This window comes from Streptomyces sp. CRCS-T-1 (genome assembly GCF_024442335.1).
In the GTDB taxonomy this organism is placed as follows: domain Bacteria; phylum Actinomycetota; class Actinomycetes; order Streptomycetales; family Streptomycetaceae; genus Streptomyces; species Streptomyces koelreuteriae.
In genome coordinates this window covers 4,341,297-4,361,721 of sequence record NZ_CP101651.1, presented here as the reverse complement: position 1 = coordinate 4,361,721, position 20,425 = coordinate 4,341,297, and the positions used below count along the sequence as shown (strand labels likewise).

Annotated in this window: 15 protein-coding genes, 1 tRNA gene and 1 other RNA gene; 2 read left to right on the top strand and 15 right to left on the bottom strand. The window is 72.5% G+C overall.

Annotated elements, in window-relative coordinates:
* Window positions 1-47 precede the first annotated feature (47 nt).
* The 5 genes from NNW99_RS19720 to ffs form a co-directional block, all read right to left on the bottom strand.
* Window positions 48-1,523: a N,N-dimethylformamidase beta subunit family domain-containing protein gene (locus NNW99_RS19720; RefSeq protein WP_215120447.1), complete on the bottom strand. Its 1,476-nt coding sequence runs from the start codon at window positions 1,521-1,523 to the stop codon at window positions 48-50.
* 224 nt (window positions 1,524-1,747) lie between these two features.
* Window positions 1,748-3,586 carry a hypothetical protein gene (locus NNW99_RS19715; RefSeq protein WP_215124362.1) on the bottom strand — a complete coding sequence of 613 codons (1,839 nt, stop codon included), beginning with the start codon at window positions 3,584-3,586 and terminating at the stop codon, window positions 1,748-1,750.
* A 296-nt stretch (window positions 3,587-3,882) separates the two neighbouring features.
* A complete protein-coding gene (purD, locus tag NNW99_RS19710; protein ID WP_215120446.1) occupies window positions 3,883-5,133 on the bottom strand; it encodes a phosphoribosylamine--glycine ligase in 1,251 nt (416 codons plus the stop codon).
* 129 nt (window positions 5,134-5,262) lie between these two features.
* Window positions 5,263-7,776, bottom strand: coding sequence for a DNA polymerase III subunit gamma and tau (locus NNW99_RS19705; RefSeq protein ID WP_215120445.1), 2,514 nt, complete (start codon window positions 7,774-7,776; stop codon window positions 5,263-5,265).
* A 54-nt stretch (window positions 7,777-7,830) separates the two neighbouring features.
* Window positions 7,831-7,929, bottom strand: an RNA gene (gene ffs, locus NNW99_RS19700) — signal recognition particle sRNA small type.
* A 72-nt stretch (window positions 7,930-8,001) separates the two neighbouring features.
* Between ffs and NNW99_RS19695 the strand changes: the two genes are divergently transcribed.
* Window positions 8,002-8,089: transfer RNA gene (locus NNW99_RS19695), tRNA-Ser, on the top strand.
* Window positions 8,090-8,200: 111 nt separating this feature from the next.
* Here the strand turns inward: NNW99_RS19695 and NNW99_RS19690 are convergent.
* From NNW99_RS19690 to NNW99_RS19680, 3 genes are read right to left on the bottom strand one after another with little or no spacing between them, the layout of a single operon-like run.
* Window positions 8,201-8,614 (bottom strand): arsenate reductase ArsC, encoded by a 414-nt coding sequence (locus NNW99_RS19690; RefSeq protein WP_215120444.1) that lies wholly within the window; start codon window positions 8,612-8,614, stop codon window positions 8,201-8,203.
* A complete protein-coding gene (gene arsB, locus NNW99_RS19685) occupies window positions 8,607-9,680 on the bottom strand; it encodes an ACR3 family arsenite efflux transporter (protein ID WP_255961293.1) in 1,074 nt (357 codons plus the stop codon). Before arsB ends, NNW99_RS19690 begins: the two co-directional genes overlap by 8 nt.
* 23 nt (window positions 9,681-9,703) lie before the next feature.
* Window positions 9,704-10,111 (bottom strand): helix-turn-helix transcriptional regulator, encoded by a 408-nt coding sequence (locus tag NNW99_RS19680; protein WP_215120442.1) that lies wholly within the window; start codon window positions 10,109-10,111, stop codon window positions 9,704-9,706.
* A 79-nt stretch (window positions 10,112-10,190) separates the two neighbouring features.
* Here NNW99_RS19680 and NNW99_RS19675 point away from each other — a divergent pair, with 79 nt between their 5' ends.
* Complete coding sequence (locus NNW99_RS19675; RefSeq protein ID WP_215120441.1) at window positions 10,191-10,664, top strand: ArsI/CadI family heavy metal resistance metalloenzyme; 474 nt, start codon at window positions 10,191-10,193, stop codon at window positions 10,662-10,664.
* Window positions 10,665-10,736: 72 nt separating this feature from the next.
* Here NNW99_RS19675 and NNW99_RS19670 read toward each other — a convergent pair whose 3' ends face one another.
* The 7 genes from NNW99_RS19670 to NNW99_RS19640 all read right to left on the bottom strand — a co-directional run bounded on the left by NNW99_RS19670 (window position 10,737) and on the right by NNW99_RS19640 (window position 20,383).
* Complete coding sequence (locus NNW99_RS19670; protein ID WP_215120440.1) at window positions 10,737-11,069, bottom strand: antibiotic biosynthesis monooxygenase; 333 nt, start codon at window positions 11,067-11,069, stop codon at window positions 10,737-10,739.
* Window positions 11,070-11,149: 80 nt separating this feature from the next.
* Entirely contained in the window at window positions 11,150-12,772 is a 1,623-nt protein-coding gene (locus NNW99_RS19665) for an amino acid ABC transporter substrate-binding protein (RefSeq protein WP_215120439.1), read from the bottom strand.
* A 4-nt stretch (window positions 12,773-12,776) separates the two neighbouring features.
* Window positions 12,777-14,951, bottom strand: a complete 2,175-nt coding sequence (locus NNW99_RS19660) for a hypothetical protein (RefSeq protein ID WP_215120438.1) — start codon at window positions 14,949-14,951, stop codon at window positions 12,777-12,779.
* Window positions 14,952-15,117: 166 nt separating this feature from the next.
* Window positions 15,118-17,019, bottom strand: a complete 1,902-nt coding sequence (locus NNW99_RS19655) for a copper resistance protein CopC (RefSeq protein ID WP_215124361.1) — start codon at window positions 17,017-17,019, stop codon at window positions 15,118-15,120.
* 196 nt (window positions 17,020-17,215) lie between these two features.
* On the bottom strand, window positions 17,216-17,683 hold the full coding sequence (locus tag NNW99_RS19650; RefSeq protein ID WP_215120437.1) for a cupin domain-containing protein: 468 nt from the start codon (window positions 17,681-17,683) through the stop codon (window positions 17,216-17,218).
* Window positions 17,680-18,297 (bottom strand): GNAT family N-acetyltransferase, encoded by a 618-nt coding sequence (locus NNW99_RS19645; protein WP_215120436.1) that lies wholly within the window; start codon window positions 18,295-18,297, stop codon window positions 17,680-17,682. The genes NNW99_RS19650 and NNW99_RS19645 overlap by 4 nt, the downstream gene beginning before the upstream one ends.
* Complete coding sequence (locus tag NNW99_RS19640) at window positions 18,290-20,383, bottom strand: penicillin acylase family protein (protein ID WP_215120435.1); 2,094 nt, start codon at window positions 20,381-20,383, stop codon at window positions 18,290-18,292. The genes NNW99_RS19645 and NNW99_RS19640 overlap by 8 nt, the downstream gene beginning before the upstream one ends.
* Window positions 20,384-20,425 lie beyond the last annotated feature (42 nt).

The window sequence follows — 20,425 nt, the reverse complement described above, 5'->3', positions numbered from 1 at the left end:
CCAATGGCTTGATTCTCCCGTATGCACGGGTGATCACGGACAGTGGGTCAGTCGCGTTTGCAGATGCGGTCCAGAAGATTTGCGGTGGCGCGCTGGATGCGCGGGTCGACGTGGTCGGGGCGGTCCAGGGCCGGGGTCCAGGCGAACGTCCCGGATGCGAAGACCCAGGCGCCGGAGGGAGCGCGGTAGAGGGACGTCTCCTGGTGGCGCCGGGCGCCTTCCTTGTCGGTGTACGGGGAGTGCGCGAGCAGGATGCGCTCCTCGTGGTCGGGCAGCGGGGTGCGCGGGAAGTAGCGGTCGGCCTCGCCCGCGACCAGGCCCTCGATCTCGTCGCCCTCGTGCGCGCCGGAGGCCTCCCACAGCCAGTGATCGGCGTTGCGCACGATCAGGGGCCCCGGCTCGGGGACGTGCCCCGCGTACTGGATGCCGATGAGCTGCTGCTCCGCCCGGTCGATCTCCCGCCACAGCACCGGCTTCCCCGGGCCCCTGCGTTTGCGGCAGGTCAGCAGGCGGTCGGGGACTCCGGACGGGGAGGGGCCCAGTTCCACCTGCCAGTACATGGAGTTGGCGGAAAGGAAGACGAGCGAGGTGCCGGCGTCGCGGGCGAGCTCCACACCGGCGCGCATGGCGGCCGACCAGTACTCGTCGTGGCCCGGGAAGACCAGGCCGCGGTAGTGGGTGGGGTCGACGCGGCCCGCGTGCAGGTCGCTCGCCGTGGCGTAGGCGATGTCGTAGCCGTAGCGCTCGGCCCAGCGGATGAAGTCGTAGGCGTGGCCGACGTGGAGGGGAAGGCCCGCGCCCGCGTACGGACGGTCGAAGGAGACCGTCGTGGCCGCCTCCGACTCGCCCAGCAGCCGGCCCTCCTCGTCCCAGGCGTGGTACAGGCTGGCGCCGGTGCGGCCGTCCTCCGGGTAGAGGTTGTACGCCTGCCAGGTGATGTCGGGCAGGACGAGGAGCAGATCGGCGGGCTGGTCGTGGCGGACCGTGAACGGGACGTGGGAGCGGTAGCCGCCGGCGGTGGTGAGGACGGCGACGTACGCGCCGATGTTCCAGTACGACGGGACCTGGAGCCGCCAGGAGAGCCACCAGTGGTGGCACGAGATCGTACGGTCCGCGGTGAGCGGGGCGGGCTGGACGATGCCGGAAAGTCGCGGGCTGGTGGTGATCTTGGCGGCGCCGTCACCGCCGTAGTGGCCGATGCGGTAGATGTCGACGCCGAACTCCTGGGGCGGGTCGACCGTGATGTGGAAGTCGATGGCGTCGCCGGGGGCGACCGCGCCGGTGGAGGTGAAGCCCTTGATCTGGCGGTTGACGTCGTCGGCGGCGCGGGGGCCGTTGGAGCGGGTGGATTTCCTCGGGGCGTGGGGCGCGTCCTGGTCCACGTACCAGGGGACGACCTGGCCGGTGTCGTCGAAGTACGTCACCGTGCCGCGCAGCCACGGAACGGGGCCCTGTCCGAAGGGATCCGTCACGGCGTGCGCCAGCGCTCCCGACTCCCAGCGGCGGATCTGCTCCGAAGCCATGGCTGCTTCCCCTCCCCTTCGCCCCCGTGGTGGTGCGTACTGGTGTGGTGCGTGTGGTCTGTGCGGTGAGTACGTCCCCGTGTGGCGCCGTCGCGCTTATGTGCTTGTCGTATGTCGTCAGCTCTTGCCATGTGCGCGAACGGTCCAAGCACATCACATAACGCGCGCACTTCGTCACTGTTCGTTTCGAATTGGCCAGAAGTGGAAGCGGGTGCTCCGGCGGGTCAGACGAGCCGGACCGGCTTCTCCGGGCGTATCCCCAGCTCGGCCAGCCAGGCGCGCAGGGGCGTGGGGTCGCCCTCCTCGATCAGGGTGAGGATTTTGGGCGCGAGATCGGCGGTCCGCTCGCCGTTGTGAAGGAGCGTGGGGCCGTCCAGCCAGTCCAGGCCGGGCGTCGCTCCGGCGGTGTCCATCGCGGCGCAGCAGATCATCGCCGTGAGGTGGTCCGCGAGCAGTTCACGGGCCGTGCGCGGGGGCTGGAGGGGGAAGAGGGGCAGGGCTCGGTCGTCCCAGAGGGCGAGGGGGTCCGGGGCGGCGGGGGAGCTGCCGCCGGCCGGTGAGCCGCCGGTCGACGGGCGGGGTGCCGCGGCGGCCTCTTCGCGGGCCAGCTCGGCGCTGAGGCGGGCGGCCAGGGCCGCGCTGCGGGGGGTGGTGCCGGAGAGGTCTTCTTCGTCCTCGTACGCGTCTTCGCTGTCGCTGGGGGGAGGGGCTGATTCCGGGGTTCTGGTGGGGAAGGGCGCTTCGCCGGTCGGGGCGGTGCTTCTGGGGGGCGGGGAGGCTTCGCCGGCCGGGTCCGTCAGGTGGTCCAGGACGCGGGACAGGGTCGGGCTGCCGGTGGCGGGGGCGGCGGGGCCGGTGGCGGGACGGACGCCCATCGCGTCCAGGACGCGGTGGAGCCGGGCCGCGTCGATGCGCCACCTGCGGTCCACGACCTCCTCCGGATACTCGCTCCAGTCCACCGGCGCCCAGTCAGGGCCGGGTCCGGCCGGTCCGCCGTGGAAGAGGCGGGCGGCGAGCAGGGAGGCGGACTCGTCGACCGCGCCCGGCTCCTCGAGCAGATCGCAGGCGGGCCGCTCCCCGAGCCGGGACGCGAAGCCCTCGGCCAGGCGGTCGCGCCGGGACAGCTCCGTGAGCGCCGCCACCACACCGGCGTCCAGCCGGGACGGCCAGCGGCCCATCCGCCAGGCGGGCAGCGCGACGCGGGTCAGCAGCCGGTCCCAGCCCGCGTACGCCAGGCCCACCTGCTCCTGGGCGACGATCCGCAGCCCGTAATCCACAGCCTGTGCACGCTCCGCGGCCGCGGCCGCCACGCCCCGCTCCAGCTCGGCGGCGGGAAGGCGGCAACTGCGCAGCAGCAACCGGGCCACCCAGCCGACGCCGGCCAGCACGGCTCGCGACACCGGGTCGCGGCGGGGCGCCGAGGTCACGGCCACCGCGGCGTCGAGGCCCCGGACGAAGCGCCGGGCCGCGGCTATGTCCGGGTGGGCGGAGGGGCCCGTACCGGCGACGACCGGGGCGAGGACCGCCCGCAGCTCGCCGACCCGCATCCACCACAGGAAGGGAGAGCCGATGACGAGGACCGGCGCGACCGGGTGCCGACGGTGCGCCTGCTTCCCCGCGCCCGCTATGTCGTCGTGCTCCTCGACCGGGGGCGGGCCGTGGGCCGGATGCGTACGGTCCTCCAGCCAGCTGTCGCAGTCCGGTGTGAGCGCTATCGCGGAGGGGGCCGGGACCTCGAGGCGGTCGGCCAGGTCGCGCACCATCCGGTACAGATCGGGAGCCGCCTCCTCGGCGATCGGGACGGTCGGGCTCATGGCCGGACGGGCCCGGGCGACGACCAGGGCGATCCCGGCGGCGGCGAGCAGCACCAGGACGGCGACCGGCGTCAGGACCCAGCGGGCGGCGTCCCAGCCGGGGCCGACGAGACGGCCGGAGAACGACCCCGCGAGCAGGATCACGGCGACGGCCGCGGGCAACAGGGCGACGGCCAGCGCGCGGCTGCGGATGCGCAGCACGACCAGAGCCCGTGCCCGCGCGATCTGCGCGCCTGCCTCCACACCCATACCGGTCACGACCGACCTCACCCCCTCCCCGTTGACCTGACGCTTTCCTTGCTCACTCCCCCACTGTGGCACCCGCCACTGACATCGCAATGCCGGTGGGCCAAGTGCCGGAACGCTTGCGCCGCACCCTAGTTGGGGCTCAGCCCCCCGTCAGCCGGATAGGGCATCGGTCACTCGATGGAATGGCTTTGGGGAGAGGTGGATGACGGAAAGCGAGGGTCAGGCCCTCACCTACCGAAAACTTCAGGCCCCGGATCCTGAGACGGATTCGGGGCCTGTGAGGTTCATCGGCGGTGCTACGCGCCTGCCGCCTTCGCAGCGATGTCCGTGCGGTGCTGGGAGCCGTCGAGGTTGACGCGGCCGACCGCCGTGTAGGCGCGGTCGCGGGCCTCGGCGAGGTCCTTGCCGGTGGCCGTGACGGACAGGACGCGGCCGCCGGCGCTGACGATCGCGTCACCGTCGCTCTTGGTACCGGCGTGCAGGACGTACGCGTGCGGGGCGTCCTGGGCGGCGACCTCGTCGAGGCCGGTGATCGGGTCGCCGGTGCGCGGGGTGCCGGGGTAGTTGTGCGAGGCGATGACCACGGTCACGGCCGCCTCGTCGCTCCAGCGCAGCGGCTCAAGGTGGGCGAGGTTGCCGGTGGCGGCGGCCATCAGCAGGCCGGCCAGAGGCGTCTTCAGACGGGCCAGGACGACCTGGGTCTCCGGGTCGCCGAAGCGGGCGTTGAACTCGATCACGCGGACACCGCGGGAGGTGATCGCGAGACCGGCGTAGAGCAGGCCGGAGAACGGCGTGCCGCGGCGCTTCATCTCGTCCACGGTCGGCTGCAGGACCGTCTGCAGCACCTCGTCGACCAGCTTCGGGTCGGCCCACGGCAGCGGGGAGTACGCCCCCATGCCGCCCGTGTTCGGCCCCTCGTCGCCGTCCAGCGCGCGCTTGAAGTCCTGGGCCGGCTGGAGCGGCACGACCGTCTCGCCGTCGGTGACGGCGAACAGGGAGACCTCGGGGCCGTCGAGGAACTCCTCGATGACCACGCGCTCGCAGGCCGCGGCATGCGCCTTGGCGGTTTCGATGAAGTCGGTGACGACGACGCCCTTGCCGGCGGCGAGCCCGTCGTCCTTGACGACGTACGGGGCGCCGAAGGCGTCGAGGGCCGCGTCGACCTCGTCCTCCGTCGTGCAGACGTACGAGCGTGCCGTGGGCACCTCGGCCGCCGCCATGACGTCCTTCGCGAAGGCCTTGGAGCCCTCGAGCTGCGCGGCCGGGCCGGACGGGCCGAAGACCGGGATGCCCGCCTCGCGCACGGCGTCGGCGACACCGGCGACGAGCGGCGCCTCCGGTCCGACGACCACGAGCTCCGCGCCGAGCCGGGTGGCCAGCGCGGTGACGGCGGCGCCGTCCAGGGCGTCGACCGGGTGCAGCTCGGCGACCTCGGCGATGCCGGCGTTGCCGGGGGCGCAGTGCAGCGCGGTGACGTCGGGGTCGAGGGACAGCGAGTGACACAGGGCGTGTTCGCGGGCGCCGGTGCCGATGACGAGGACCTTCACGGGGGTCAGCCTAACGGGAAGCGCCGGGTTTCCTTTGTGCGGGCTTCCGAAGGGGGTGGGGGTGTTGGGTTGGAGGTTCCTCCGAGGCGGGGACGCGGCACTGGCCGGGGGCTGGGCTCGTACGGCCGGCTAGGGCTCGTTCGTGAACTCGTCCACCACCGTTGCGCCCAGCTCCCGGACGATGAGGTCCTGGCCGGAGAGGGCCGACTCGTCGAGGTCGGGGTCGTCGTCCTCGGGGATGTCGTCCTCGACGGATACGGACCGCGGCTTCGGGGCGGCGGGCTGGGGCGCGGGGGTGGAAGACGCGGGGGCGGAGGTGGAGTGGGTGGGGGCGGAGGTGCCCGACTGCTGGGCCGAGGTGGACGGGGCCGTCGACTGGGAGGAAGCGGGGCGCTGGGCGGTTGCCGTACCGCCGCTGCCGCTACTGCCGCCGCTGCCGCCTCCGGCGTTGTAGCCGCCACCGCCGGAGTTGTAGCTGCCGCCGCCGTAGCCACTGGCGCTGCCGCCGGAGCCGCCGCCCTGGCCGCCGTTGCCTCCTCCGAAGCCGGAGGGGCCGCCCGGGGCCGGGGGCGCGGATCCCCCGGAGGGGTCGACGATCGCCTCGATCTTCCACTGGACGTTGAACTGCTCGCCCAGCGCCTGCCGCAGCACGTCCTCGCTGCCGCTGCTCAGGAAGTTGTCCCGCGCGCCCGCGTTGACGAAGCCGAGTTGGAGGGTCGTGCCGTCGAAGCCGGCCACCTGGGCGTTCTGGCTGAGCAGGATCCAGGTGAAGCGACGGCGGTTCTTGACGGCCTCCAGGATGTTCGGCCAGAGCATGCGGGGGTCGATGCCGCCGGCCGCTTGAGCGGAGGCAGGGGCGGGGACGGCCGGAGCGGGGGTCGAGGGGGCCGGGGAGGGTGCCGGTGGGGTGCTGGGGGCGGGTGCGCTCGGCGCGGGGGTGTTCGCTGCCGGGGCGTTCCCCACCGCGGGGCCTGCCGCGCCCGAGGCGGCCGTGGGCCAGCCGCCGGGGCGACGGCCGCCGCTGCCGGCGGAGGCGGCGGTGGGCCAGGCGCCGGGGGCGGGGGCGGCGGGCGTTGTGGGTGCGGGGGGCGTGGGCGCCGGGGGCGTCTGGGAGGGCTCCGGGGCCGGAGGCTGGGGTGGCTGGGCGTGCCCGCTGGAGGCGGGGCTGGGCGCTGCCGGGGCCTGCTCGGCGGGGCCGCCGGAGGAGCCCGGGGTACCGGGAGCGTCGGGGACGTACCCGGCCGCAGCCGCCGTATCAGCGCCACCGTTGCCGCCACCACTGCCGATACCGCTACCAGTGGCGGCGGCGCTCCCGCTCCCACTCGCCGGTGCTCCGGAGGCCCGTACGGCCGCGCGGGCCGCGGCCGGGCCGCCGCCGGGCGGGACCGGGGCGGCCGCTGCCGGCGCTGCCGCCGCTCCCCCATGTCCCTCGGGCCCGGGCACGTAGCCCATGGCGGGCATGCCGGCGGGTGCCGCGGAGAAGTTCACGCCGCGCTCGATGCGGTCCAGGCGGGCCATGACGGACCGCTCGTCGCCGTAGGCGGCGGGGAGCAGGACGCGGGCGCAGATCAGCTCGAGCTGGAGACGGGGCGAGTTGGCGCCGCGCATCTCCGTCAGTCCCTCGTTGACGAGGTCGGCGGCGCGGCTCAGCTCGGCGGGGCCGAAGGTGCCGGCTTGGGCCTGCATGCGCTCGACGACGTCGGCGGGGGCGTCGATGAGCCCCTTCTCCACCGCGTCGGGAACGGCGGCGAGGATCACCAAGTCGCGCAGCCGCTCCAGCAGGTCGGTGACGAAGCGACGCGGATCGTTCCCGCCCTCGATCACATGGTCGACGACCTCGAAGGCCGCGGCCCCGTCGCCGGTGGCGAAGGCCTCGACGACGGAGTCGAGGAGGGAGCCGTCGGTGTACCCCAGCAGGGCGGTCGCCATGGCATACGTCACACCGTCCGCCGCGGCGCCGGCGAGGAGCTGGTCCATGACGGACATGGAGTCACGCACGGAACCGGCACCGGCCCGCACGACGAGCGGGAGGACACCGTCGTCGACCGGGATGGTCTCCTTCTGGCACACCTCGGCGAGGTAGTCCCGCAGGGTCCCGGGGGGCACGAGCCGGAAGGGGTAGTGATGGGTCCGCGAGCGGATCGTCCCGATGACCTTCTCGGGCTCGGTGGTCGCGAAGATGAACTTGAGATGCTCCGGGGGCTCCTCGACGACCTTCAGCAGCGCGTTGAAACCGGCCGACGTGACCATGTGGGCCTCGTCGATGATGTAGATCTTGTAGCGGCTGCGTGCGGGTCCAAAGAAGGCCTTTTCGCGCAGGTCACGGGCGTCGTCCACGCCACCGTGCGACGCGGCGTCGATCTCGATGACGTCGATGGAACCGGGGCCGTTGCGGGCGAGGTCCTGACACGAGTGGCACTCACCACACGGCGTGGGCGTCGGGCCCTGCTCGCAGTTCAGGCAGCGCGCCAGGATCCGCGCACTGGTCGTCTTGCCACAGCCGCGCGGCCCGCTGAACAGGTACGCGTGGTTGACCCGGTTGTTGCGCAGCGCCTGCTGCAACGGGTCGGTGACGTGCTGCTGCCCGATGACCTCGGCGAAGGTCTCCGGGCGATAGCGGCGGTACAGAGCGAGAGACGACACGCATACGAGGTTATAGGCGCCCACTGACAACGAGCCCCGCCCCGGGAACCCGGGAACGCAAACGCCCCCCACGCACCCGCCAGAGCCAACCTACCCTTGCTGCCTTCCGGCCCTGGGGGAGTTCAGTCAGATAGCGCCGCGTGAGGGGCTGCGCCAAGGCTACCTGATGTCAGGGGCAGGGAACGAGTTCGCGAGCACTCCTCCCAGTCATGTAATGTCTTCGACGGAGGATTCGCCTAGAGGCCTAGGGCGCACGCTTGGAAAGCGTGTTGGGGGCAACCCCTCACGAGTTCGAATCTCGTATCCTCCGCCAGTGCCTCACCGGGCACGATGTCGAAGGGCCCCACCGTTCGCGGTGGGGCCCTTCGGCGTTGTCCGTCCCGGTCGGTCTCAAGGACCGGGCTGAGCGGCTGAGTGCCCGTGGTCAGTTCGTCGGAGCGATCTCGGCGACCAGGCTGCGGATGAGTTTCTCGATGTGGTCGCGGATCGGGCGGACCGCTGCCACGCCCTGGCCGGCGGGGTCGGGGAGTTGCCAGTCGAGGTAGCGCTTGCCGGGGAAGACGGGGCAGGTGTCCCCGCAGCCCATGGTGATGACAATGTCGGACGCCTGGACCGCTTCCGCCGTGAGCACCTTGGGGACCTCGGCGGTGATGTCGATGCCCGCCTCCGCCATGGCCTCGACGACGGCCGGGTTGACGGTGTCGGCGGGGGCGGAGCCTGCGGAGCGGACCTGGACGCGGTCGCCTGCGAGGTGGGTGAGGAAGGCGGCGGCCATTTGTGAGCGTCCGGCGTTGTGGACGCAGACGAACAGAACGGACGGGGTGGTTGTGTCAGGCATGGGCTGCGGGTTCCTGGGGTGCGGTGGCGGCGGCTGGGGCGGTGAAGTAGCGGCGTGCGTACAGGGCGACGTACACCAAGCCGATGAGTGCGGGCACTTCGATGAGGGGGCCCACGACGCCTGCGAGTGCCTGGCCGGAGGTGGCTCCGAAGGTGGCGATGGCGACGGCGATGGCCAGTTCGAAGTTGTTGCCCGCAGCGGTGAAGGCCAGCGTCGTGGCGCGCGAGTGGTCCAGACCGACAGCGCGGCCCAGGGCCATGGACCCGGCCCACATGACGGCGAAGTAGACCAGCAGCGGCAGGGCGATGCGGGCGACGTCCAGCGGCTGTGAGGTGATCGCGTCGCCTTGCAGGGCGAAGAGGATGACGATGGTGAAGAGCAGGCCGTAGAGGGCGAAGGGGCCGATGCGCGGGATGAGTTCGGCTTCGTACCAGGTGCGGCCCTTGGCCTTCTCGCCGATGCGGCGGGTGAGGTAGCCGGCCGCGAGCGGGATGCCGAGGAAGATGAGCACGCTGCGGGCGATCTCCCACACCGGCACATCCAGGCCGGTCTGTTCCAGACCGAGCAGACCGGGCAGGGCCGAGAGGTAGAACCAGCCCAGCGCCGAGAAGGCGATCACCTGGAAGACGGAATTCAGGGCGACCAGGACGGCGGCGGCTTCGCGGTGTCCGCAGGCCAGGTCGTTCCAGATGACGACCATGGCGATGCAGCGGGCGATGCCGACGATGATCAGGCCCGTGCGGTAGGCGGGCAGGTCCGGCAGGAACAGCCAGGCCAGGGCGAACATGAGCGCCGGGCCGACGACCCAGTTCAACAACAGGGACGGCAGCAACAGGCGGCGGTCGCGGGTGACGGTGCCGAGGCGGTCGTAGCGGACCTTGGCCAGCACCGGGTACATCATCACGAGCAAGCCCAGGGCGATCGGCAGGGACACGCCCGTCACCGTCACCTCGGCCAGCGCGTCACCCAGGCCCGGGACCAGGCGCCCCAGGCCGAGCCCCACGGCCATGGCCGCGAGGATCCAGACAGCCAGGTAGCGGTCGACGAACGACAAGCGTCCCGCCACGTTCCCCTCGGTGGCCGCAGTGCTCACGAGGCGGCCGCGGCAGGCGCCGTCCGCTCGGGCAGCGGTTCTCCCGCCGGACGGGTCAGGATCGCGGCGAGCCGGTCGGTCATCTCCGGGACCAGCCAGTAGTAGACCCAGGTGCCACGCCGCTCGCAGTCGATCAGACCAGCCTGCCGGAGCAGCTTCAGGTGGTGCGAGATCGTCGGCTGGGACAGGTCGAAGGCCGGGGTCAGGTCACAGACACAGACCTCGCCGCCCGCACGGGACGCGATCATCGACAGCAGACGCAACCGCACCGGGTCACCCAAGGCCTTGAACACCTTGGCCAGTTCCACCGCCTGCCCCTCGTCCAAGGGGGTGGTGAGCAGCGCCGGGCAACAGCCGTCGGCCGCATCGTCCTGACCCAGCACCACGAACTCTTGATTCGACATTTCTCTATGTTGACACTCTTCGATTCAGGGCGCAATGTTGTATCGACAGGCATCAATGCAACCCGTTGGGAGTCGTGCCATGTCTCGCGCTCAGCTCGCCCTTCGCGTCAGCGACCTCGAAGCGTCGATCACCTTCTACTCGAAGCTGTTCGGCACCGAACCGGCCAAGCTTCGCGAGGGCTACGCCAATTTCGCCATCACGGAGCCCCCGCTCAAGCTCGTCCTGATCGAGGGGCGGCCCGGCGAGGAAACGCGCCTGGACCACCTCGGCGTCGAGGTCGAGTCCACCGACCAGGTCGACGCCGCCACCACCCGGCTCAAGGACGCCGGCCTGGCCACCTTCGAGGAGAACGACACCTCGTGCTGCTACGCCCTCCAGGACAAGGTGTGGGTCCACGGTCCCGGCAAGGAACCCTGGGAGGTCTACGTCGTGAAGGCCGACGCCGACAACCTCGGCAAGAGCGCCGATCCCGACGCCGCCGGGGACGCCTGCTGCACCGGTCAGGCGACCGAGGAGGCCCCGGCGGTCGCCGGATGCGCGTGCGGCCAGTGATGCGAACGGCCTGATCGGCCAAGTGCCCTCGAAGGGCCCCACCGCTCGCGGTGGGGCCTTCGGCGTGTGGCGTCAGTCGCGGTCGTAGGCGTAGGCGCGCTCCACGCGGGCGACTTCCACGCTGTACGAGGAGTACCAGCGTTCCCGTCCGAGCCGTTGGGCCTGGAGGTGTTCGGGGTGGGCCTTCCAGGCCGTGATCGAGGCCTCGTCGGCGTAGTAGATGACTACGAGGTCTCTGCCGTCCTCGCCCGTCTGCGACTCGCGGCCCAGGTAACCGGGTTGCGCCTCGCCGAGTTCGGCCATGCGCGCGCTCATCGCCTCGTAGCCTTCGAGGTCCGCGGCCGGACGGGTGGTGATGATCACTGCGTAGTACGGCGGTTCGGGGCGGATGAACGAGGTGGTCATGCGGGAAGCCCTCCGTCTGCACGTCTGTAAGGAGCGTAGTCCGTGAAGGCTAATTACATTCTCCCTCGGTGGCCACCGCTTCACGGCGTCGTGCTCGGGATCACGCAGTTCTTCGGCTGGGGCTTGCCCGTCGGCCAGCCGAGGCCGACGAATTTGAGGGTGCCCTCGCCTTTTCGGCCCGGGTCGAGTTCGACGACGGCGGCCGGTTTGTCGTAGGCGTTGCCGCCCGTGGTGAGGCAGATCAGGCCGCTGGTGGCCTGGACTCGGTGGCGGGACTGGAGGAGGGACCACTGGCGGCCCACGTCCTCGCGGGTGGGGGCGGTGGTCTCGGGGGCGCCTCGTTGGGCCTGGTGGAGGGCCTTGCCGATGGTGATGAGGCCGTCGTAGACGAGCATCGTGCGGGAGTCGTCCAGGTTCGGGGTGGAGCCGAGTGCCGTGCCCTCGCGCCGGGTGGCGGTGATCTGGTTCCTGAGGGTGTCCAGGGCCGCCTTCGGTTCGGTGAGGTACTGGGGGAGGTCCTGGGTGGGGGGCTTCTTGGCGTGCTTCGCCGTGTAGGCCTTCGTCCACTTCGTCAGTTCCGTGGTCCAGGCGTCCGGGTGGGCGGGGGCCGCGTACTGCACCGTCACCTTCGGTCTGCCGTCCTCGCCGCGGAGCCGGGCCCAGTCCTTCTCCGTCATGGCCTGGCGCAGCGAGGCCGCGTCGGAGCCGCTGACGATCGTGTAGTGGCGGTTCTCGCAGCCCACCTGGGCGAGCTTGAGGGCGAAGATGCGCAGGTGGAGCGTGCGGCCCGCGAAGTAGATCGTGTCGGCCTCGGAGTCGCAGATGTTGTTGGCCGTCTGGGTGAACTGGTTGCCGGTCGAGCCCGGCTCGTCGATGGACGGGGACTCGAAGGACATCGCGGCGGGGCCGGCCGGGCCCTTCTCCTCGATCCTGCTGAACGCCCGGGCCAGGGACTCGTTGTAGCCGTCGGGGCGTTTGTCGTAGACCAGGACCGTTCTGAGGTTGCGGCGGCCGCGTTCGCCGTTGAAGTTGGCCAGGGCCTGGGCCGCGTCGTTGTTGGTGGGGAGGATGCGGGCCAGACCGGGGAACTTCAGGGCGGCCATGCCGTCGGGCCGGTCCTCGTTCGCGATTCTGTCGCCGCTGATTCTGGCCGCCAGGACCGGGATCTTGTTCTCCGTCAGGCGTTTCACCGCCGCCTCGGTGGCGGCGAGGCTCAGGTTGAAGCCGGTGACCGCGCGCAGCCGGTCCTCGGGGGAGGCGGCCATCCCGAGCAGGGTGTCGACGACCTTCGCCTGATGGCCGTAGGCCTGACCGGGGTTGGCGAGGACCAGGCGGATTCTCGGGGGTTCGCCCTCGCCCTCGTTGGCCTGGCGCTGGCCCAGGTAGGCGCCCTGGAGGTCGCTGCGCATCTGCCGGCGCAGGGCCTCGCGGTCCGACTGGAGCGGCAGCATCATCGCCACCGTGACATGCGGCTGGTTCGCGATCCGCTGGTTCTCGCGGGCGATGGCCCGGGCGACGTCGGCGATCTCCGGGGTGCCGAAGTCGTAGCCCTCGCCGTTGACGCCGACGCACTCGCCCTCGATCCGCTCGACGCCGTCTGCGCAGGTGTCCGGCCTGCCGAGGAGGGAGGTGGTGAGGGCGACGCCCGCCACGATCGCCCCTACGAGCAACACCGCGTAGAGGATCTTGCGCCATCTGGGCATGCCGTCATCTCCTTCGCCGGAGCTGTTCGGTGCAGGTGCAGCGCAGCAGGGGCTGCTCGTTCTCCGCCAGGCCGCTCCAGTCCGTCGCCGTCCTGCTGAGGCGGCCCGCGCCCTCGAAGTCCATGATCGAGAGCAGGTCCAGCAGCTTCGCCAGCGTGCGGGCGGTCTCCTTGCCGGTCGGCCTGGTGCGCTCCTCGCACAGCCACACCGCGTGCAGCAGCTGGTCGACCGTGCGGCGCAGCGGCGGGCCGTCCGCCCCCACCAGGCCCTGGGCGCGCTCGCGTCGGGCGTCCGCCCCGCCCGGATAGGGGGCCTGGGCGATCTCCAGAAGGTCCGCGCACCAGGCGCCGGGGCGGCCGGGGAGGGTGGCGGCGAGATGGCTGACCACGTCGTCCGCGCCGCCGGACACCAGGTGATGGTTCATCCGGTGGGCGGTGAGCGAGCGGAACGCCCCGTCGCCCTGGGTGCCCTGCGCCTCCCCCACCGCGCGCTCGGCGTAGTGGTCGCGCAGCAGATGGTGGTCGGCGTACCAGGCGGCGCCGCCGGGGCGCAGTCCGTAGAGCCGGTGCACCAGGAGCTGGCGGAGGCCGAAGTCGCCGATGAAGTGGCGTTCGCAGGTGGGCCATCCGGTGTCGGTGAGGAGCCGGGACACGTGATGGGCGGTCAGGTGGTGGACGTGGCCCGACTGGTGGTGGCGGAGCAGGACGTCCGCGCATTCCGTGTCGTGGGCCACCGAGAGGTGGGTGAGGAGGTCGAGCCACTGGGCGCGGTGCTCGGTGGGGAGCCGTACGGGTAACTGGTCCAGGATCAGTTCGCGGAGCAGGACGTCCGCGACGGGGCGTTCGGGGGTGTCGTCGCCGGGGAGCCTCAGCGGGGCGTCCAGGATGTCGCGGTCGTTGGCGTCCTCCGGCATCCGGAAGGCGGCCGCGGCGGCGGACAGCCGGATCACCGTGTGCGGGCGGCCGCCGCTCAGCCGCGCCACGGCGGCGTCGATCCGGCGGCGGTTCGTGCCGCCCTCCGGCTCGGCGCGCTGCTGTCTTCGTACGGTCTCGCGGCGCAGCTGGTCGCCGGTGAGCAGCGGCATCCGCAGCAGGACCACGCCGTCGGCGAGGGGTGCCCGGTCCGCGGCCTCGTCCGTACGGCGGGACCAGGCGGGCGGGGCGCCGTCGGCCGGCCGGTACTCCGCCGGGGGCGCCACCTCCGCGGACGGCAGCCCGCCGTGCAGGAAGGCGCCGCCGTCCGTACGGCGTGCCGTGCCGACGATCACCACGCGGTCGCGCTGCCCGGCCCGGCGGTCGGTGAGGACGGCCCGCAGCAGCCGTTCGCCCAAGGGCGACTCGGCGTGGTCCAGCAGGATCGCCGGGCGGCCGACCCGGCGGAGCCAGCCCGAGGGCGAGGCGTACGCCGCCTCCAGGTCCTCGCGCAGGGCCCGGAAGAGGAAGCTCTCCGCCACGTCCCGTGCCTCGCCGCCGGCCCGGAAGTCGGCGGCGAGGATGCGCAGCCCGATCCTGGGCTGGCCGGCCGCGCCGGGATAGGCGCCGTAGAGCCGCGCCAGTTCCGCCCTGCCCCGGGGGGCCAGGCCCTGGAAGAGGGCGTCCAGCAGGGCGTTGCTGACGGCCGCCGAGTACGGGTCGAGCGCCTGCCCGTACAGCGTCATCAGCAGGTTGCGGATGCCGCCGCGCAGCACGCCCCGCCAGAAGTCGCCGGTGCCCAGGCCCCGCAGGCGCTGCTTCTGGGCCAGGCCCTCGTAGCGTTCGGCCTCGGTCGCCACCGCCTCGGGCGTGCCCTCGCTGACGCCGGTCGCGATCATGGCGAGGCCGGGGAAGAGCCGGGGGAAGGCGAACGAGCCGCCCGTGCCCTGCCAGGTGCTCAGCCGGCGGGCGACCTCGACCAGGGCCTCGGTCGTGGCGGAGCGGGCGCCGGGTTCCGGGTCCGCGCGGTCCGCGTACACCGGTGAGGCGCAGTCCAGGTGGATCACCGGCACCTTGGCGGCGAAGCGGTCCCGTACGGCGCGCAGCAGCCGGCCCTTGCCCATGCCCGGCCCGCCGGTGAGCAGGACCACGGGCAGGTCGGGGCCGTACAGCAGGTCCCGGCCGGTCCCGGACGGCGTCCGTCCGAGCAGCCGGGCGAAGAAGCCCTCCTCGCCGAGGAGTTTCTCGAAGCCCAGTTCTTCACACACGGACCCCCCATGGAGTGCCTTCCCGCCCGGGGGCGGGTGACCCGTGACCGATGTGCCAGAAAAGATTCAGTGGAACACGGAACCTCTGGCCGGACAACGGGGTCCGCACGGAAGGAAGTTGACGGTGTCTGTGTGAACTTCGGCGAGGGCGGGCCGGGCCGGGGGCCTAGGGGGCGATACGTATCCGCTTCGAGACCGTCACCTGGTCGACGTCCGACACCCGCACGGTCGTCTTCATCGTCCAGGTCCCGGGGAGGGGCAGGGTGAGGGAATTGGTGCTCCAGTAGCCGACGTCTCTGAGTTCGGCGTCGATCGGGCCGACCTTGCGGGACGGCAGGGTGAAGGTGATACGGACCTCGGGGACGACGATCGGGCCCCCGTCGGCGCCGTGGACCACGGCCTGGATGCCGTTCTCGCCGACCCGCGCGGGGTCGACGGTGACCAGAACCTTGCCCCGGCCGTCCAGGGTGTCCAGGCCCGTGTCGTAGGGCACCGTGACGAGCGTCGTGGGCGGCAGCGTTCCCGCCGGGGCCTGCTGGGCGGCCTCGGCCTGGGCGCGGCCCGGCAGTGTGGTGGTGAGCAGGGTCGTGATCAGCAGCACCACGGCGGCGACGGCGACCTCGATGAGGACGGAGCGGCGCAGGCCTCGCCGTTGCAGGTCCGTGTCCGTCTCCCCTGGCGTGTCCCTGTCCCCGTCTTCCGGCTCGGGGGATGGGGGCTTCGGCTCTCCGGTCGCCTCCGGTGGTGGCGGGGCGCCGACCGGCTGCGCGACCCGTTCGCGTACGGCGACGGCCGGGGCTGTCGCCGACGCGGTCGCCCGTGCGGTCGTCTGTGCCGTCGCCTCTGCGGTCGCCGGGGCCGCGATGGCGGCCGTCCAGCGGCGTGAGTACGCGGCGGCCATGACCAGCACGGTCACCGCGACCAGTTTCGCGAGCAGCAGCCGGCCGTACGACGTGCCGCTCAGCGCGGAGACGGAGCCGAGGCCGCGCCAGGACTGGTAGACGCCGGTGACGACCAGGACCGTCACCGAGGCGAAGGCGATACGGGAGAAGCGGGGCACGACCTCCGTCAGGTCCTCGCCGGACGAGCGGCGCAGGGTCAGGAGCAGGGCCACGAGGCCGCCCAGCCAGACCCCGGTCGCCAGCAGATGCAGCACGGACGACGTCATCGCCAGCGGCACCTGGATCCCGGCGGAGGCGTGCTCGGCCGCCGCCCAGGTCAGGGCCAGTGCGACGGCCAGGGCCGTGCCCACCGCAAGCGGCACGGTCTCCGGGCGGTCGTGGCCGGCCTGGACGTCCTCGCTGTCCCGGCTGTCCTCGCTGTCGCGGCTGTTCCAGCGCCTGGAGAGCCACACCAGGAACACGGCGGTCAGCAGCAGAACGGCCAGCCTGGCGAGCAGGGCCAGGCCCGGGCGGCTGGTCAGGGTGCGGCCGAGGGCGGAGGCGTCGAAGGCCGCGGCCGGGCCGGAGCCCGCCTCGTACGGGGCGCGCAGCAGGAGCAGGACGACCGTCGAGCCCAGCAGCGTCCACCAGGCCGTCACCAGCGGTATGCGCAGCGGGGACCTGTTCGCGGGACGGCACAGCAGCGCGAACGCCGCCGCTCCGACGAGCAGTGCGGCGGCGAGGTAGGCGAGGTAGCGGGCGGCGTCGTAGAGGCCGCCGGTCAGCGGGTCCTCGTCCGGGCCGGTGTCGATCTGCGTGGATGTGGCGGACCGTTTGCCGACGGAGAAGGTGAAGGCGCCGGAGACGGGGTGGCTGTCGGCGGAGACCACCCGCCAGGCCACCGTGTAGGTGCCCTGGGCGAGCTTCCCGGGCAGTCCGACCCGGGCCGTGTCGGAGCGGCCGTCCGCGTGTGTGGCCTCGCCGGTGGGGACGCGGCGCTGGTCGGGGCCGAAGACCCGGAAGGAGTCGTCGAGCAGGCCTACGGATTCGGTGAAGGTCAGGGTGACACTGCGGGGGGCCTGTTTGACGACGGATCCATCGTCAGGGTCGGTGCTGCGGAGGGCCGCGTGGGCGGAGGCGGGGGTTCCGCTGAGGAAGAGCAGGACCAGCACGGTGCCGAGCAGCACCAGGGCTTGGATTCGCCGGGGGTGTCCGACATTGCGCTCCTCGTTCCGCCGTGGGTCCACGTGGTTCTCCGGGGTCGGGGCTGTGCGGCTTCCGGATACGTACGGATGAGAAGGGTGTAGTGCTCATCGGGGTGGTTGCGTGTGTAGTGAGGCGGCCGCGGGCCGGTGGGGGTTGTTCGCGCAGTTCCCCGCGCCCCTAGGTGGCTGACAGTCCTGCGATCTTTTCCGCCTCTGTCGGATAGCTCGCCGTCAGCTCCGCCTCGTCCCCGTGTTCATAGCCCTCGAACGTGAAGCCGGGCGCCATCGTGCAGCCGAACAAGGTCCACTCCCCCTGGGACCTCCCGCCCATCCACGTACCTGCCGGGACGGTGAACTGGACGTGCTGGCCACCCAGGACATCCGGCCCGAGCACCACCGTCCGCGTGCTCCTGTCCGGGGCGAGCAGAAGGAGCTCCAGGGGATCGCCGAGGTAGAAGTGCCAGACCTCGTCGGTCGGGAGGCGGTGGAGGGCGGAGAAGGCGTCGGCTGTGAGGAGGGCGACGATCGCCGTGCCCTCGGGGCGGCCGTCGGGGCGTTGGGGGCCGGCCCAGGTCTGGCGGAACAGGCCGCCTTCGCGGGGGATCGGTTCCAGGGCGTAGTGCGCGATGAGGTCCTCGGGCGTCACGCGGGGAAGAGTACTTCCCGGTCGAGGAAGGCGAGCTGTGCCTTCTTCTCCGGGAGGTACACGTCGGGCAGGTCGATCTCGGGCAGGACGACGACCGGCCCCGCCGTGAAGCCCAGTTTGAGGAAGCGGGTGACCGCCTTCTCGTTGCGTACGTCCGGGTCGACCACGACCCGCCGTCGGTCCAGGCCCAGCAGGACGTACCCGGCGATGGACGCCACGAGGAGGGCCGTCCAGCCGGAGCGGGTGCCGCCCGGGCCGACGGGGGCGAGGAGCAGGTGGACGCCGATGTCGCCGGGGCGGACGTCGTAGGCCTCGCTGACGCGGTCGGCCTCGGGCTCGTAGGTCTGGAGGACGGCGACGGGCTCGCCGTCGCGGACGACGAGGTGGGCGTGGTGGGTGGTGAGGGTGTCCAGGTGGGCGTAGGTCTCGGCCACCTGACGCTCGGTGAGGTCGTTCATGCCCCAGAAGGCGGCCCGGTCCTCGTTCACCCAGCGGTGGATCACGGCGGCGTCGGACTCCGGGTCCAGCGGCAGGACGCGAACGGTGCCGAAGCCGTCGGTCACCTGCTCGTGGACGGCCGTGCGGGAGGCGTAGGGGATGTGGGGGTCAGACATCGGTTTCCTTCTTCAGCAGGGTCCAGTCGGTGACGACCGGGACGAGGTCTCCCGCGAGCCACAGGGTGAGCTGGTCGCGGTGGTGGGGTGAGCCGGGGACGCCCGAGGCGCCGAGCGGGACCACCCAGCGGCTGTCGTCGCGCCGGGCCAGGTCCCAGATGTAACGGGCCGCCGGGCCACGGGCGGCGCGGTCGGTGAGGCCCGGCACCCCCGAGGTGCACAGCACGCAGTCGTGGTCGCCGGACAGCGCCGGTTCGTCGTACGGCGTCTCGGGGTGCAGCGGGCGCCAGGGGGTGAGGCGGTGGGTGTCGCCCCAGACGCCGGCCGGGGGCCGCTCGGCGACCTCCTCGATCGCCGAGCGGACGGCCGCCGGGCGGTCGATTCCGTACAGGTCCTCGGCGCGCAGCAGGTGTTCGAGGGCGAAGCCGACGCGCGGGAGGAGGGCCAGCCAGGGCTGGAACACCTCCGGGTAGGCCGGGGGTACGGCGAGCGCGGCGAAGGCCGGGTGTGCCGCCAGCTGTCGTACGACCGCTCCGCGCACCGCCGCGTAGAGCGCCGCGTCGGCGCTGCCGGCGTCCATGCGGCGGTCCCAGGAGAGGAGGCGGTCGCGGAGGGCGGCGGCCTCGGGGGTGAGGTCGGGGAGGGCCCGGAGGTGGTCCAGCAGGGGGCCGGCCGAGGCGAGGTGGGTGTCCGTGTGGATCGCGGGCATGTCGGCGGCGGACCAGCGCTCCTTGCCGGAGAGCAGCTCGGCGATGCGGCCGGAGCGGTGCGGCGGGGCGAACTCGACGCCGAGGGGTTCGGCCGGGCCGCGCTGGTTGGCCATGACGGCGACGCCGTCGGTGAGCCCGGCGCGGGGCGTTTCCTGCCGGCCCCGCCACTCATGGCCGGGTTCCCAGGCGGGCACCAGGCGCAGGCGGTTGGACTCGGCGCGCAGCGGCACCCATCCGGCGACGCGGTGCAGGACACCGCCCTCGGTGTCGGCGGCCTGGACGACGTTGACCGGCTCGGCCCACCGGTCGAAGGCCTGGTCGACGTCGGCGACGCGGCGGGCCCGCAGCAGCGGCAGCAGGGCGCCGAAGCCGAGGTCGCCGGTGACGCGGGGCGGGTAGCGGAGGCTGATCGCCACCGGCACGTCCAAGGGGTCGGCCGGGTCGCCGTCGAGGCCTTCGGGGCCGCCGATGACGAGCGGGCCCCGGTCGGTCTCGATCACCTCGACCTCGACCGGCTCCTCGCCCGCCACCTCGACGACCTCGGTGTGCCGGGCCGCCCGGTGCCAGACCCCGTCCGGGCCGAGGGCCTCCACTCCGGCCCCGGTGCGCCGCAGCCGCTCCCGGTAGAGGTCCTGGTAGTCGGACATGGCGTTGGTGATGGCCCAGGCGACGGTGCCGGTGTGCCCGAAGTGGGCGATGCCGGGGACACCGGGGACGGCGAGGCCCACGACGTCGAACTCGGGGCAGGACAGATGGATCTGCTGGTAGACGCCCGGGTCCTCGATCCAGCGGTGGGGGTCGCCGGCGATGACGGCGTGCCCGGTGACGGTCCGCTCCCCGCTCACCAGCCAGCCGTTGGAGCCGGAGGTGCCGGGGCCGTCGGTGGCGAACAGGCCGATGGCGTCCTCGTCCAGGTGGTTCAGGGCCTGCTCGCGCCAGAGCTTGGCCGGGAACCCGGCGAAGAGGATGTGCGTGGCGAGCCAGACGCCGAGCGGGGTCCAGGGGTGCCAGGGGCCGGGGGTGAGGCCGGTGCGGGCGAACTCGGGGGCGGACCCGGCTCCCTCCGCCAGCCCCGCGTTGACCCCGTCGACGTACGTCCGCACCCACTGGGCCGTCTCCGGATCCTGTCTCTCCAGCTCCTCAAAGCAGCGTCTGGCCGTGTCGTCGAGTCTGGCCCGTCTGGCGAACCGGTCCCAGGCCAGGGCGCTCTCGCCGAGGAAGGACGCCGAGGTGCCCTGGGCCCGGTGCCGTTCGACCTCCAGCTGCCAGGCGCGGTCGCGGGCGGTGACGCGGCCCTGGGCGTGGGCGAGTTCGGCCGCGCTGCCGGCGCGCAGATGCGGAATGCCCCAGGCATCGCGGTAGATCTCGGTGGCCACGCTGTGCTCCTTCTGTTCTTTAGGTTAGGCTTGCCTAAGTCG